This window comes from Microbacterium sp. ISL-59 (assembly GCF_018613945.1).
Taxonomy (GTDB): Bacteria; Actinomycetota; Actinomycetes; order Actinomycetales; family Microbacteriaceae; genus Microbacterium; species Microbacterium oxydans_B.
The window spans coordinates 110,079-122,845 of record NZ_JAGGPG010000005.1; the positions used below are offsets into that span (position 1 = coordinate 110,079).

A 12,767-nucleotide genomic window follows, 5' to 3' on the forward strand; every position below is an offset into this window, starting at 1 on the left:
ATGTCGAACGCCATCGCCGAAGCACCCGCGGACACGACCGAAGAGACCGGCATCCAGTCCTTCATCGTGACGTTCAACATCCGCCGATTCGACCCCGAGGTCGACGCGGAGCCGCACTGGGTCGACTACGACGTGGAGCTCTACTCCACCGACCGCGTCCTCGACGCGCTGCACAAGATCAAGTGGGAGGTCGACGGCTCGCTGACCTTCCGCCGCTCCTGCGCGCACGGCATCTGCGGCTCCGACGCCATGCGCATCAACGGCCGCAACCGCCTGGCCTGCAAGACCCTGATCAAGGACCTCGACATCTCGAAGCCCATCTACGTGGAGGCCATCAAGGGTCTGCCGCTGGAGAAGGACCTCGTCGTCGACATGGAGCCGTTCTTCGCCTCATACCGCGAGGTGCAGCCGTTCCTCGTCGCCAGCTCCGTCCCGGAGAAGGGCAAGGAGCGCGTCCAGACCATCGCCGACCGCGAGATCTTCGACGACACCACCAAGTGCATCCTGTGCGCCGCGTGCACCTCGTCCTGCCCCGTGTTCTGGACCGACGGTCAGTACTTCGGCCCCGCCGCGATCGTGAACGCGCACCGCTTCATCTTCGACTCCCGCGACGACAACGCGGCCGTGCGTCTGGACATCCTCAACGACAAGGAAGGCGTGTGGCGCTGCCGCACGACCTTCAACTGCTCAGAGGCCTGCCCCCGCGGCATCGAGGTCACCAAGGCCATCGCCGAGGTCAAGCAGGCGGTCCTTCGCGGGCGTCCCTGACGCGCCGCATCAGGCCATCATCCGAGAACAGGCGGTTCCCTTCGGGGGCCGCCTGTTCTCGCGTCTCCGCCTGTTCTCACGTCCCGGCTGCTCTCGCATCGCGCGGCGCTTGGATAGGGTGGGGACGTGTCTGAACCCGATGGCTCCGCGGCCGAGCCCGGTCGCCTCGATGCGGCCGTCGAGCGCGCGACCGCACTCACGCAGCGGACCCTCGCGCTCTTCCCCGTGCGTGTCTGGCGACACTTCCTGCAGCACAACGGATTCCTGCTCGCTGCGGGTGTGAGCTATCAGGCGCTCTTCGCGATCTTCGCGGCGATCTACCTCGCCTTCGCCATCGCCGGGCTCTGGCTCGGTGGCAGCGAGGAAGCCGTCAACGGTCTGATCGACATGATCAACAGCTACATCCCCAACCTGATCCTCCCCGAGGGCGGCGTCTTCACGCCGAAGCAGGTGCAGGACGTCGCCGCGAGCACGACCAACGTCCTGGGCATCACGGGCTTGATCGCCCTCGGAACCGTCATCTGGACGGCCATCGGCTGGGTGACGTTCTCGCGGCGAGCGACGAGGGACATCTTCGGCCTTCCTCCGGACCGGCGCAGCTACGTCATCCTGAAGGCCCGCGACCTGCTGGCGGCGCTGATCTTCGGCGTCTCGCTGATCGTCGGCTCTCTCCTCAGCTCCGCCAGCGCGGCCGTGTTGAGCTGGCTCGTCAGTCTGCTGGGCTGGGATTCCGGCTCGGACGGGCTGAACCTCGGCATCCGCATCGCGACCGTCATCGTGTCGTTCGTCATCATGTCGGCGGCGCTGGCCGCCATGGTCCGCTTCCTCACGGGAACGTCCCTGCAGTGGCGGACCATCTGGCCCGGCGCCCTTCTCGGCGGCGGCGCGATGACCGTGCTCCAGTACGGAGCCGGCTTCCTGCTGAGCTACACCCCGTCGAATCCGCTGCTCGCGACCTTCGCCATCTTCATCGGACTCCTCCTCTGGTTCCGCATCAACGGCGTCGTGATGCTGGTGGCGTCGTCCTGGATCGCGGTCGCCGCGAATGACCGGGACCAGCCCCTGCTGGAGCAGACCGAGGCGGAGCGCCGCCTGATCGAGTACGAGACGCTGCTCACCGCGGCGCAGATCCGTGTGCGAGAGGCCCGTGCCGCCCGCGACGCCGCCCCGTGGTTCCAGGCATGGACCGCCGGACGGGCGGTGCGAGCTGCGGAGAACGAGCTCGCGGCTCTCGAGGCCTCCCCTCCCCCGCCCGTGGACTCGCCCACCCCCTTCGCGCAGCGCCTCATCGCCGACCTGCACCGGCCGTCCCGGGATGTCGGCGACGCTCGTTAGGCTTGTTCGCATGCCCCATCTGCGTATCGCCACGGTCAATGTCAACGGGATCCGAGCGGCGGCTCGCAACGGGATGAGCAGCTGGCTCGATGAGGCCGGCGTCGACATCCTCACGCTCCAAGAGGTCCGCGGACAGGACGAACACCTCGAAGCCGCGCTGCCCGGCTGGTCGTTCGTGCATGACGAGGCCACCGCCAAGGGCCGCGCGGGCGTCGCCATCGCGAGCCGCACGCCCGCCCTCGCGTCGCGCACCGAGTTCGGTGCCGCGGACTTCGACTCGAAGGGCCGCTGGATCGAGGCGGACTACCTGCTCGGCGACCTTCCGCTGACCGTCGTGAGCGCGTACGTGCACTCCGGCGAGGCCGACACCCCGAAGCAGGACGAGAAGTGGAAGTTCCTCGACGCGTTCGGCACGCGGCTCGGCGAGCTCGGGGCCGACGGCGCACTCGCGCTCGTCACGGGAGACCTCAACGTCGGGCACCGAGAGCTCGACATCAAGAACTGGCGCGGCAACCGCAAGAAGGCCGGCTTCCTGCCCCGCGAGCGGGCGTATTTCGACCGCTTCCTCGGTGAGTCGGGGGCCGAGGTCACCGCGGTCGACGGCACGATCGGCACGGGCCTCGGCTGGGTCGACGTCGGCCGCCGGTTCCACGGCGAGATCGACGGACCGTACACGTGGTGGTCCATGCGCGGTCAGGCGTTCGACAACGACTCGGGGTGGCGCATCGACTATCACCTCGCGACGCCGGCACTCGCCGAGCGCGTCACGACCTACCACGTGGCCCGTGCGGCGGCCTACGATCTGCGCTGGAGCGATCACGCCCCGGTCGTCGTCGACTACTCGTACTGACCCGATCCGAGGGCATCCTCGGGTACCGCAGGCGAATCTCCGTGACGGTACCAGCCGCGGTACTCGAGGACCGTCCCCAGCACCGGGCTGGTGGCACGCATCGCGATGGTGCGACGGTGCTCTGCCTCGTCCCAGCCGTCGACGAGGTCGACATCGAGGCGCAGGATGCCTCGCAGCACGATCCGACGTCTGCCGACGCGCAGGGCGACCGCGCGGGAGCGCATCCGCAGTGCCCCCTCCGGCGTGACGGAACACTCTTCGAGCATCTCCACGCGCCCGCGCACCCCCAGCGCATTGTGGAGGATCCCGGGACGGCCGGTCACCGTGAGGCGATCGGAGATGTGCTGTACCTTCCCGGGAAAGCGGAACTCGCGTCGGGCGGCGAGGGTCGTCCGACCCGATCCCGACCGGCCGGCCACGGTGTCGATCCGGAACGGGACGTCGCGGGCGAAACGCGTGACGAGCAGTCCGGGGCCCACCACCGGGTACCCCAGAGCGGTCAGCCGCCTGAACCGACTGCCGGCGACCGTGAACACACCCGCCGCGCTGTCGCTCTCGGCCTCCACCCGCATCTGCGCGAGGATCTCCGGGTGCAGCCGCTCCGCGTCGTCGCCGAGTGCGGCGAGGAACACGGCGCCTCTGGCCGTCATTCGCGAAGCTCCTCACGGTAGGGCTTCACGGTCGCCGGCGCCGGCCCGTCGACGAACTCGCACGTGAATGCGCCGCGGTAGCCGAACAGGAATCCGAGGACGTCGTTATGGATCTCGAGATCGATCAGGTACCGCTGCTGCTCGTCGTCGTATCGCTCCCGCAGTAGCGCGCGCCCGCTGAACAGCATCGGGAATCGAAAGGCGAGAGGCCCCTCGTAGAACCGCTGCTCGCCGGAGGTCAGCTGCAGAGCGCCGTCGTCGGTGACAGTGAGATCCAGATCGACGGCCAGGTGCTGATGCGTGCCCAGATAGTCGACCACTCGACGGCGAGCGTCGCTGTAGATCATCGTGGCGTCGAAGCGTCGGCGACGACCGGGGCGCACCTGCATCGTCCGAACGAACGTCACCGTCTCCCGGCCGAAATCGTCGAGATACGCATGGTTGTCTATTCGGAAGGGGACATCGCGTCCGCGCTCCGGGAAGAGGATGTTGCGGAAGGTCCCGACCAGGAGGAAGGGCAGCGTCCACCAGGGGCCGCGACGCACCTCCGTCATCGTGCCTCGTCCGATGCAGCCGTATCCCGCCTCGACACCGACCCCGAAGCGACGCTGCAGCTGCGGGTGGAGGCGGGCGAAATCGTCTCCGAGCGCGCGTTCGAAGATTCCGGTGCCCGCCGTCATGCGATCTCCTCGAGCGATCTCGGTGCGTCTTCCATGATCGTTCTCCCGGTGCGGCGGGGAGGCTGTGAACGACAGTTCCGCGCTCGTGGCCGATATCCGCGACGCAGCGACCGCCATCCGCTGGCCTGCTCAGGGGAGGTGCCCTCCTCCGCCCACATCCGCAGGCGGTCGAAACTCCGGGCGGTCAGCCACCACACGAACGGGCGGATGACGAGCGGGTCGAACAGACGCCCGAGCCAACCCCATCCCGGCGCGTAGTCGTAGCCGGTCAGGAATCGCACGCCCTCCGGCGTCGGGATGTATCGCCAGTACCCGCGACCGGCGCCCAGCGGCGACAGTGCATCCTCCGTATCGAACAGCAGAGCCGAGGTCCGCTCGCCCACGGGCCCCTCGCGGGTGGCGAGAGAGACGCCGGTGCCGCGGATCGTGTGCACCCCGAGATCGAGCTCGTATCGGAACTCCCGCGCGCCGTCGGATCGCGTGCGCTGCGGAACGATGTCCGTGAATCGCGCATCCCACCGCACGTGCGAGGCGGGATCCTGCGTCAGTCGCCAGACATCCTCCAGTGGCGCGCGGATGAAGACCTCGACGTAGAGGGCTGCGTCCCCTCGTCGGCGGCGGCGAGGGGATTCGGGCGTCATCCGCCCATCGTATGGGCCGCGCACGCACCCCATAGGATTGGGGGTGTGACGAAACCTCGCCTTTACTCCGGAATGCAGCCCTCCGCCGACTCCCTCCAGATCGGCAACTACATCGGCGCGCTGCTCCAGTGGCGGGATCTGCAGAGCTCTTACGATGCCTACTTCTCGGTCGTCGACCTGCACGCGCTCACCGTCGCACAGGACCCGGCCGAGCTCCGCGAGAAGACGCGTCGCACCGCCGCGCAGTACATCGCCGCGGGCATCGAGCCGTCGCTGTCGACCCTGTACGTGCAGTCCCACGTGCGCGCGCACGCCGAACTCGCCTGGATCCTCAGCACGATCACCGGTTTCGGCGAGGCCGGCCGCATGACGCAGTTCAAGGACAAATCGTCGCGCTACGGAGCTGATGCCACCAGCGTCGGCCTGTTCACGTACCCGGTCCTCATGGCCGCCGACATCCTGCTGTACCAGACGGACGTGGTACCCGTGGGCGACGACCAGAAGCAGCACGTCGAGCTCACCCGCGATCTCGCCGAGCGCTTCAACTCCCGCTTCGGTGAGACCTTCACCGTGCCGTTGCCGGTCATCCAGAAGGAGACCGCGCGCATCTACGATCTGCAGAACCCGACCGCCAAGATGTCGAAGTCGGCGGAGAGCGACGCGGGAGTCCTGTGGATGCTCGACGACCCGGCGAAGTCTGCGAAGAAGGTCATGCGAGCCGTGACCGACAACGAGGGCTCCGTGCGCTTCGACCGGGAGAACAAGCCCGGCGTCTCGAACCTGCTCACGATCTACGCGGCCCTCAGCGGTCGCCAGGTTGCCGCGATCGAGGACGAGTACGCAGGTCGCGGCTACGGCGACTTCAAGAAGGGCCTCGCCGAGGTGGTCGTGAACGAGTTCGAGCCCGTGCGCGCGCGTGCGCTCGAACTGCTCGACGATCCTGCCGAACTCGACCGCATCCTGGCGGAGAACGCCGGACGCGCGGACGCCGTCGCCGATGCGACCCTCTCGAACGTGTACGACCGCGTGGGCCTCCTCCGACGCGTCTGAGCCGCGCCCTAGGATGGGGGACGTGACTGATCCACAGCTGCCTCCCCCCTCCGGCGCCGAGCCCTTCGCGCCGCCGGCACCACCCGTCGCACCGCCGGCACCGCCCGTCGCACCGCCGTACGCGACGACCCCGAACGCTCCGGCTGCCGCGTACCCGGCAGCCCCTCCGGGCGCGTACCAGGTCCCGGTCGGCGGCTACGCCTCCCCGGCGGGCACCTACACGGCCCCCGACACCACGGTCCGCCCCTCCGGCCTGTTCGGGACGATCGCGCTGGTGCTTTCACTCCTCGCGGCGGTCGTCGCTCCGATCATCGCCGGCATCGCGGCCTTCGAGATCGGACGCGTCCTCCCGCAGGGTGTCACGACGTCGACCGCCGAAGACCTCAGCGTGCTCTCCCCCGCGCGCGACCAGGTCCTCTGGGCCGAGCTGTCCTTCTGGATCGGCACGATCCTCGGGATCACTGCGATCGTGCTCGGCATCATCGCCATCGCGAAGCGCAGGGGCCGTGGCACCGGAATCGCCGCCATCGTCGTCGCCGTGCTCGGCGCGGTCATCTTCTTCATCGTGCTCGTCGGCGCTCTCGCGGCCGGCAGCGCCACCGGCTTCGCGACCTACACGTCCTGACGGCGCTCCCGGAGCAGCGGGAGCACCACCGCGGCGTCAGCGCGGTGCGTGGTGCTTCTGCTGCGCCGCGAGAAGTCCTTCGCCGACGAGGAGCTCGACCGCGTCGGCGGCATCGTCGACGAGGATCGGCAGGTTCGGCCGTTCCTCTTTGCCGAAGGGTGAGAGCACCCAGTCAGCCGGATCCTGGCGGCCGACCGGACGGCCGATTCCCACGCGCACACGCGGGAACTCTGCCGTCCCGAGAGCCCGAGCGATGTCGCGCACGCCGTTGTGTCCGCCGTGTCCCCCGCCGATCTTGAGCTTGACCGTATCGAAGGGGATGTCGAGTTCGTCGTGCACGACGATGACCTGCTCCGCGGGCACCGAGTAGAAGCGCACCAGTGCCGCGACCGGAGTGCCCGAGACGTTCATGAAGGTGTTCGGCTTGGCCAGCACGAGCTTGTCCGCGCCAGGACGCAGCCACGTCTCGACGACGCGCGCTCCGCCCTTGTGCTCGCGGAACGCCTCGCCGCGTCGCGAGGCCAGTTCATCGACCACCATCTGACCGATGTTGTGGCGGGTGGTCTCATATCGCGGGCCGGGGTTGCCGAGTCCCACCACGAGCCAGGTCGATGCCATGTCGTCGTCCTCTCACTGCCGGTGCGCAGAGCCTCGGTCAGGATACGACAGAGGGGACGCGATCGGATCGCGTCCCCTCTGTGATGAATCAGTCGGAGATCACTCCGCGGCGGCCTCTTCGGCTGCCTCGGTGCCCTCTGCGGACTCGCCCTCGGCGTCATCCTCAGTGGGTGCGGCCGGGACGGAGATCGCGACGACGAGCACCTCGGGGTCGGAGAGCAGCGTGGAGCCCTTGGGGAGCTTCACGTCGGCGCCGGTGATGTGCGCGCCCTCTTCCAGGCCCTCGACCGAGACCTCGATGTTCTGCGGGATGTGCGTGGCCTCGGCCTCGATCGACAGCGTGGTCGCGTCGAGGTTCACGATGGTGCCGGAAGCCGACTCGCCGGTGACGACGATCGGCACGTCGATGGCGACCTTCTCGCCCTTCTTCACGACGAGCAGGTCGATGTGCTCGATGATCTGGTGCACCGGGTCGCGCTGGACGTCCTTGACGAGGGCGAGCTGGCCCTTGCCCTCGATGTCGAGCTCGAGCAGCGCGTTGGCGCGGCGGATGATGAGCGAGACCTGGTGGCCCGGCAGCGCGACGTGCACCGGCTCGGTGCCGTGGCCGTAGATGACGGCGGGGATCTTGCCGGCGGCGCGGAGGCGGCGGGCGAAGCCCTTGCCGAAGCTCTCGCGGAGCTCGGCCTGGACCTTGGTGTCTTCAGACATGGGGTTCTCCTTCGGGGCACGCAGCGAAGGCGCCGCGCGGTGGTCTTGGAATTGTCGAACTCGCTGACGCAGGAGGAAAGCCACCGGGCTTGCTTCGCCGCGTCGATAACGGATGAACGCGCACGCGCAGAAGCATCCCTCGCCGAGGTACAGCCTCAATGGTACCGGATGACCCGATAGGCTGAGGACACCCGGTCCTTTTCTGCAGAACACGGAGAACCCCCATGCTCGACGGCGCCTTCCTCTCGCACGCAATCCTCTGGCTGATCGGCGCCATGACCGTGTGCGCGGCCGTCACGTCCTTCATCGCACTGTTCGCCATGGGCCGTTCCAGCTACCGCAAGGACTGAACGCGGCTCAGACCGCCGACGCCTGCGCCGCTTCGCGGATGAGGCGGATCTCCTCGTCCAGAGCGAGTGACGCCGATACCCGGATCCCGCTTTCGCCGTCCTGCAGGGATTCCAGGGTCTCCAGCTGCGAATCCAGCAGCGATGCGGGCATGAAGTGCTCGGCACGCTGCGTCAGCCGTGCCTCCAATGTCGCGCGATCGACCACGAGCTCCACGAAGAACGTGTCCGGCGCCTCTTCGCGGATCGCGTCCCGATAACGCCGACGCAGCGCGGAGCAGGCGATGACGATCCGCTCCTCGCCGTGGAGCGTCGCTCCGACGGTGCGAAGCCAAGGCATCCGGTCCGCATCGTCGAGCGGGATGCCGGCGGCCATCTTCTCGACGTTGGTCAGCGGATGCAGGTCATCGCCGTCGATGAAGCGCGCCCCCATGCTCTCCGCGAGTGCACTGCCGACAGTGGACTTGCCGCAGCCGCTGGGACCCATCACGACGATGCGCACAGTCATATCTCCAGGCCGAAGTCGATGAGCACCTTGCAGGAGCTCGCAGGATCGGCTGCCAGCGCGAAGGCTTCGTGAGCATCCTCCACCGGCAGCACCTCGCTGATGATACCGCGCACGTCGAGGCTGCCGTCGGCGAGGGCGGCGATGACGTCGTCGAACTCGGCGCCGAAGCGGAACGAGCCGCGGAGCGTCAGTTCACGGGTGATGGCCGTCGCCAGAGGGGCCGGGACATCTCCCCCGCGCTGCAGGCCGAGCAGCACGACGGTGCCGCCACGGGTCGCCGCCGAGACCGCGGCCGAGAGACCGGGCACCGTGCCGCTGGATTCGACCACGATGTCAGCGTGCAGCTCCGCGATCTCCGCCTCGGCCCTCGCATCGATCGCCCGGATGCCGCGCGCCTCCGCGATCTCGCGCGGACGCTGCTGCAGGTCGGTGACGGTCACGGAGGCCGCCCCGCCGCGCTGAGCGACCGCGGCGACCAGCTGACCGATCGGTCCCGCGCCGATGACGACGACACGATGCCCGCGCACCTCGCCGGCTCGCTGCAATGCGTGCCAGGCCACGGCCGCGGGCTCGGCCAGCGCGGCGGTTCTCAGATCGAGTCCGGCGGGCAGGGGATGCAGCATGCGCGCGGGCATCGCGACCCGGCGCGCGAATGCTCCCTGCGTGTGCGGCAGGTGCATCGCCGACCCGAGGTACGTCGAGGCCGGCGCGAGGTTCGGCTGATCCGGCGGCCAGGGTGTGCGTCCATCGCCGTGCGCGGTGAGGGGGTGCACGGCCACAGCCGTCCCGACGACGGGGCCCGACCCGTCTGCCGCGGCGACGGCCACGACGCCGGCGACCTCATGCCCCAGGATCATCGGCTCGCGGAGCACGGACGCCCCGGCTGCGCCGTGCCGGAAGTAGTGCAGGTCGGAGCCGCAGATGCCCCCGTAGGCGACGTCGATGACGGCCTCGTCGGCGCGGGGCGCTGGGGCGCCGATGTCTTCGATGCGCAGATCGTCGGCGGCGTGGGCCACCACGGCGAGATTGTCCACCAGGTCTCCTCCTCGGTCAGGCGAACGCCGTGACCAGCTCGATTCCGGCCACCCGGATCGTCACGCGCTGGCCGGGATGCACCGGTGCCTGCGAGTGCGGGGCACCGGTCATCACGACATCCCCGGGGCCCAGAACGGACCAGGCCGCGACGTACGCGAGGCACTCGCGGATCGGCATGGGCAGCTGCCGGCTCCCGGTCCGGGCGACGAGGAGCCCGTCGACCTCCACGTCGAGCTCGACGTCGTCGATTCCCGCTGCGGTGTCGATCCACGGACCGAGCGGCGTATAGCCCTCCCCCGACTTCGACTCGAAGTTGCGGGGATCGCTGATCGCGCGATCGGGGCTGGAGAGATCGTTCACCGCGGTGACGCCGAGCACGTACTCGTGAGCGTTCTGCGCCGTCAAGCCGTGGGTCGCCCGGCCGATCACGACGGCGATCTCGCCCTCCGCCACCGGGGCGCCCGCATCGCGCCGCAGGGTGACCTCCGCTCCGCTTCCGATCACAGTCCGCGGGCTCTTGAGCCACGCCTGCACCGGCGAGTCGTGACCGGGACCGTTCTGGGCGATGCCGACGATGACGAGAGGGTCGACCGGCGCGACGACGGTTCCGTCGACGGCGTCACCCTCGTCGTCCGGGGCACGCCCCTCGGCGAACGCGAGGAACGGGTCGGAGATCGGAATGAGCCCGTCGGCCGTCTCGCGCACCCAGCGGGGGCCTGCGGCGGACGCGACTCGACCGAGCCGCATCAGACGACCGCCGTCATGCCGCCGTCGACGAAGAGCGTCTGGCCGTTGACGAAGTCGCTCGCCCCGCCGGCGAGGAAGAGCAGGGCGCCGACGAGATCGCGGGTGTCTCCCCAGCGCCCTGCCGGGGTGCGCCCGCGGACCCACGCCGAGAACTCCTCGTCATCGACGAGCGGCTGCGTGAGAGCGGTCGCGAAGTAGCCGGGAGCGATGGCGTTGGCCTGGATGCCGTGCGGGGCGAGGTCGGCGCAGAGCCCCTTCGTGAACATCACGATCGCACCCTTCGTCGCCGAGTACGCGGCGATCGACGGACGGGCGAGCTGAGACTGCACGCTGCCGATCTGGATGATCTTTCCCGAGCCGCGGGCGATCATCCCGGCGGCGACGCGGCGCGACAGGTGGAACACGCTGGAGAGGTTGGTCTGCACGAGCGCATCCCAGTCCTCGTCCGCGAACTCCGCGATCGGCGCCCGCCGCTGCACACCGGCGTTGTTCACGAGGATGTCGGGCGTGCCGATGAGCTGCTCGACCTCGCGCATCCCCGCATCCACCGCCGCGGAATCGGTCACGTCGAAGACGACGCTGTGGACCGCGGCGCCCGTGCCCTGTGCGATCTCGGCCGCGACCGCCGCGGCCTTCGCGGCATCGCGTCCGTGCACGACCACCGTCGCACCCGCTCCGGCGAGTCCTTCCGCGAGGGTCCGGCCGATGCCCTGGCTCGATCCGGTCACGAGCGCCGTGCGCCCGCCGAGGTCGAAGAGGGCGAGGCCCGCAGGCAGGGCGCTCACCGTCCGACGGCCTTGATCGAGACCGTCGTGGCGAAGACGTCGTCGCCACCCTCTTCGCGGGAGACCTTGATCGCGTCGTCGACGCGGGTCAGGTCGCGACGCAGCGTCTCGGGAGCGAGGAAGGTCGAGGCGGTGGTGATGATGGCGAGCACGGCCATGTAGATCGCCAGGAGCACCCAGTTCCCGTCGCTGACTGCGATCAGGTAGGCACCGAGAACACCGGCGAGGCCGCCGGCGAGCACGGCCGAGATCTCGCGGGCCATCGCGACGCCCAGGTAGCGGTGACGGTTTCCGAAGAGTTCGGGGAGCATGGCGCACTGCGGTCCGAGCATGCTGTTCACGGCGACGCCGATGCCGATCGCGATCACGCCGATGGCCACGGCGTAGTTGCCGAGCGACAGCAGCCACCACGCGGGGAACGTGTAGACGAGCATGAAGACGGCACCGAAGCGGTACACCGTGCGGCGCCCGAAGCGGTCGGAGAGGTGTCCGGTGAACGGCACCGAGAAGACGCCGATCAGCGACCCGAGGGTGACACCCCACGTGAGCAGGCTCTTGTCTGCGCTGTCGCCGACCACGGTGACGAAGAACGCGAGACCGAGGGTCTGGAACATGTAGGAGCCGCCGTTCTCGGCCATCCGCAGACCGATGCCGACGATGACGCCGGGGAGTCCGTGCGTGAAGATCTCCTTGATGGGGCGATCGGCGACCTGCTCGTGCTTCTCGAGCTCGATGAAGGTCGGCGTCTCGCGCAGCCGCATCCGGATGAACAGGGCGAGCAGGATCAGGGCGAACGAGGCGAGGAACGGCACGCGCCATCCCCAGCTCAGCAGCTGGTCCTCGGGAAGCAGGGTGATCAACCCGAAGACGACCGCGGCGAGCAGGGTGCCCGCCTGGATGCCGACGAACGGCAGTGCGGAGAAGAACCCGCGGCGCTTGACCGGCGCGTACTCGGCCATCAGCACCGTGGCACCGGCCTGCTCCGCCCCCGCCCCGAAGCCCTGGAGGAGGCGCATCAGCACCAGCAGGACCGGGGCCCAGAGCCCGATCGCCTCGTAGGTGGGCAGAAGACCGATCGCGGTCGATGCCCCGCCCATCAGGACGATCGTGGCGACCAGGACCCACTTGCGTCCGAGCTTGTCGCCCAGGACGCCGAAGAACAGACCGCCGAACGGACGTGCCAGGAAGCCGACGCCGAAGGTCGCGAACGCGGCGACCGTGGCCATGGCGGGGTCGTCCTGCGGGAAGAACAGGACGTTGAAGATCAACGCCGTCGAGAGCCCGTAGAGCGCGAAGTCGAAGTACTCGAGCGCGCTGCCGATGCTGGAGGCCAGCGTCGCGCGGCGCAGATTGGCCGCGTACTCCGGGTCATCGGACACTGCTCGTGCTGAGGTGCGGGGGTCGGTCACTGCCATCT

The 12,767-nt window shown here is 69.1% G+C and carries 16 protein-coding genes; 6 read left to right on the top strand and 10 right to left on the bottom strand.

The window, feature by feature from the left end; all coding sequences use genetic code 11:
* From J7E45_RS16885 to J7E45_RS16895, 3 genes are all read left to right on the top strand, one after another.
* Entirely contained in the window at positions 1–768 is a 768-nt protein-coding gene (locus J7E45_RS16885) for a succinate dehydrogenase iron-sulfur subunit (protein WP_091030828.1), read from the top strand.
* 126 nt (positions 769–894) lie between these two features.
* On the top strand, positions 895–2,103 hold the full coding sequence (locus J7E45_RS16890) for a YihY/virulence factor BrkB family protein (RefSeq protein WP_215070865.1): 1,209 nt from the start codon (positions 895–897) through the stop codon (positions 2,101–2,103).
* A 10-nt stretch (positions 2,104–2,113) separates the two neighbouring features.
* Positions 2,114–2,953, top strand: a complete 840-nt coding sequence (locus J7E45_RS16895; RefSeq protein ID WP_215070868.1) for an exodeoxyribonuclease III — start codon at positions 2,114–2,116, stop codon at positions 2,951–2,953.
* Here the strand turns inward: J7E45_RS16895 and J7E45_RS16900 are convergent.
* Genes J7E45_RS16900 through J7E45_RS16910 form a run of 3 tightly spaced genes read right to left on the bottom strand, consistent with a single transcriptional unit; the run spans position 2,941 to position 4,924 of the window.
* Entirely contained in the window at positions 2,941–3,603 is a 663-nt protein-coding gene (locus J7E45_RS16900) for a DUF4166 domain-containing protein (RefSeq protein ID WP_215070871.1), read from the bottom strand. The two genes, J7E45_RS16895 and J7E45_RS16900, sit on opposite strands and share 13 nt — an antisense overlap.
* A complete protein-coding gene (locus J7E45_RS16905) occupies positions 3,600–4,283 on the bottom strand; it encodes a DUF4166 domain-containing protein (protein ID WP_215070874.1) in 684 nt (227 codons plus the stop codon). The genes J7E45_RS16900 and J7E45_RS16905 overlap by 4 nt, the downstream gene beginning before the upstream one ends.
* Positions 4,280–4,924, bottom strand: coding sequence for an SRPBCC family protein (locus J7E45_RS16910; protein ID WP_215070878.1), 645 nt, complete (start codon positions 4,922–4,924; stop codon positions 4,280–4,282). Before J7E45_RS16910 ends, J7E45_RS16905 begins: the two co-directional genes overlap by 4 nt.
* A 45-nt stretch (positions 4,925–4,969) precedes the next feature.
* Between J7E45_RS16910 and trpS the strand changes: the two genes are divergently transcribed.
* On the top strand, positions 4,970–5,974 hold the full coding sequence (gene trpS, locus J7E45_RS16915; protein ID WP_167634484.1) for a tryptophan--tRNA ligase: 1,005 nt from the start codon (positions 4,970–4,972) through the stop codon (positions 5,972–5,974).
* Positions 5,975–5,987: 13 nt separating this feature from the next.
* Complete coding sequence (locus tag J7E45_RS16920) at positions 5,988–6,599, top strand: hypothetical protein (RefSeq protein WP_251054538.1); 612 nt, start codon at positions 5,988–5,990, stop codon at positions 6,597–6,599.
* Between the two features lie 36 nt (positions 6,600–6,635).
* Here J7E45_RS16920 and pth read toward each other — a convergent pair whose 3' ends face one another.
* Complete coding sequence (pth, locus tag J7E45_RS16925) at positions 6,636–7,217, bottom strand: aminoacyl-tRNA hydrolase (protein ID WP_167634485.1); 582 nt, start codon at positions 7,215–7,217, stop codon at positions 6,636–6,638.
* A 99-nt stretch (positions 7,218–7,316) separates the two neighbouring features.
* Positions 7,317–7,928 (bottom strand): 50S ribosomal protein L25/general stress protein Ctc, encoded by a 612-nt coding sequence (locus J7E45_RS16930; RefSeq protein WP_091030853.1) that lies wholly within the window; start codon positions 7,926–7,928, stop codon positions 7,317–7,319.
* A 224-nt stretch (positions 7,929–8,152) separates the two neighbouring features.
* Here J7E45_RS16930 and J7E45_RS18135 point away from each other — a divergent pair, with 224 nt between their 5' ends.
* A complete protein-coding gene (locus tag J7E45_RS18135) occupies positions 8,153–8,278 on the top strand; it encodes a hypothetical protein (protein ID WP_258134167.1) in 126 nt (41 codons plus the stop codon).
* 7 nt (positions 8,279–8,285) lie between these two features.
* Here the strand turns inward: J7E45_RS18135 and J7E45_RS16935 are convergent, their stop codons facing one another.
* Genes J7E45_RS16935 through J7E45_RS16955 form a run of 5 tightly spaced genes read right to left on the bottom strand, consistent with a single transcriptional unit; the run spans position 8,286 to position 12,765 of the window.
* The gene (locus J7E45_RS16935) at positions 8,286–8,783 is read right to left on the bottom strand and encodes a gluconokinase (protein ID WP_215070884.1); all 498 of its coding nucleotides are present in this window, start codon (positions 8,781–8,783) and stop codon (positions 8,286–8,288) included.
* Positions 8,780–9,817 carry an alcohol dehydrogenase catalytic domain-containing protein gene (locus J7E45_RS16940; protein WP_215070887.1) on the bottom strand — a complete coding sequence of 346 codons (1,038 nt, stop codon included), beginning with the start codon at positions 9,815–9,817 and terminating at the stop codon, positions 8,780–8,782. The genes J7E45_RS16935 and J7E45_RS16940 overlap by 4 nt, the downstream gene beginning before the upstream one ends.
* Positions 9,818–9,833: 16 nt before the next feature.
* Entirely contained in the window at positions 9,834–10,565 is a 732-nt protein-coding gene (locus J7E45_RS16945; protein WP_167634487.1) for a fumarylacetoacetate hydrolase family protein, read from the bottom strand.
* Positions 10,565–11,350: an SDR family NAD(P)-dependent oxidoreductase gene (locus J7E45_RS16950; RefSeq protein ID WP_167634488.1), complete on the bottom strand. Its 786-nt coding sequence runs from the start codon at positions 11,348–11,350 to the stop codon at positions 10,565–10,567. Before J7E45_RS16950 ends, J7E45_RS16945 begins: the two co-directional genes overlap by 1 nt.
* Positions 11,347–12,765, bottom strand: a complete 1,419-nt coding sequence (locus J7E45_RS16955; protein ID WP_215070889.1) for an MFS transporter — start codon at positions 12,763–12,765, stop codon at positions 11,347–11,349. The genes J7E45_RS16950 and J7E45_RS16955 overlap by 4 nt, the downstream gene beginning before the upstream one ends.
* Positions 12,766–12,767: the final 2 nt, after the last annotated feature.

Excerpts from the sequence above, each read along its gene's own strand:
- J7E45_RS16885 (WP_091030828.1), top strand. The coding sequence starts at position 1 with ATGTCGAACGCCATCGCCGAAGCACCCGCGGACACGACCGAAGAGACC.
- J7E45_RS16895 (WP_215070868.1), top strand. The coding sequence starts at position 2,114 with ATGCCCCATCTGCGTATCGCCACGGTCAATGTCAACGGGATCCGAGCG.
- J7E45_RS16900 (WP_215070871.1), bottom strand. The coding sequence starts at position 3,603 with ATGACGGCCAGAGGCGCCGTGTTCCTCGCCGCACTCGGCGACGACGCG.
- J7E45_RS16905 (WP_215070874.1), bottom strand. The coding sequence starts at position 4,283 with ATGACGGCGGGCACCGGAATCTTCGAACGCGCGCTCGGAGACGATTTC.
- J7E45_RS16910 (WP_215070878.1), bottom strand. The coding sequence starts at position 4,924 with ATGACGCCCGAATCCCCTCGCCGCCGCCGACGAGGGGACGCAGCCCTC.
- J7E45_RS16920 (WP_251054538.1), top strand. The coding sequence starts at position 5,988 with ATGGGGGACGTGACTGATCCACAGCTGCCTCCCCCCTCCGGCGCCGAG.
- pth (WP_167634485.1), bottom strand. The coding sequence starts at position 7,217 with ATGGCATCGACCTGGCTCGTGGTGGGACTCGGCAACCCCGGCCCGCGA.
- J7E45_RS16930 (WP_091030853.1), bottom strand. The coding sequence starts at position 7,928 with ATGTCTGAAGACACCAAGGTCCAGGCCGAGCTCCGCGAGAGCTTCGGC.
- J7E45_RS18135 (WP_258134167.1), top strand. The coding sequence starts at position 8,153 with ATGCTCGACGGCGCCTTCCTCTCGCACGCAATCCTCTGGCTGATCGGC.
- J7E45_RS16935 (WP_215070884.1), bottom strand. The coding sequence starts at position 8,783 with ATGACTGTGCGCATCGTCGTGATGGGTCCCAGCGGCTGCGGCAAGTCC.
- J7E45_RS16945 (WP_167634487.1), bottom strand. The coding sequence starts at position 10,565 with ATGCGGCTCGGTCGAGTCGCGTCCGCCGCAGGCCCCCGCTGGGTGCGC.
- J7E45_RS16955 (WP_215070889.1), bottom strand. The coding sequence starts at position 12,765 with ATGGCAGTGACCGACCCCCGCACCTCAGCACGAGCAGTGTCCGATGAC.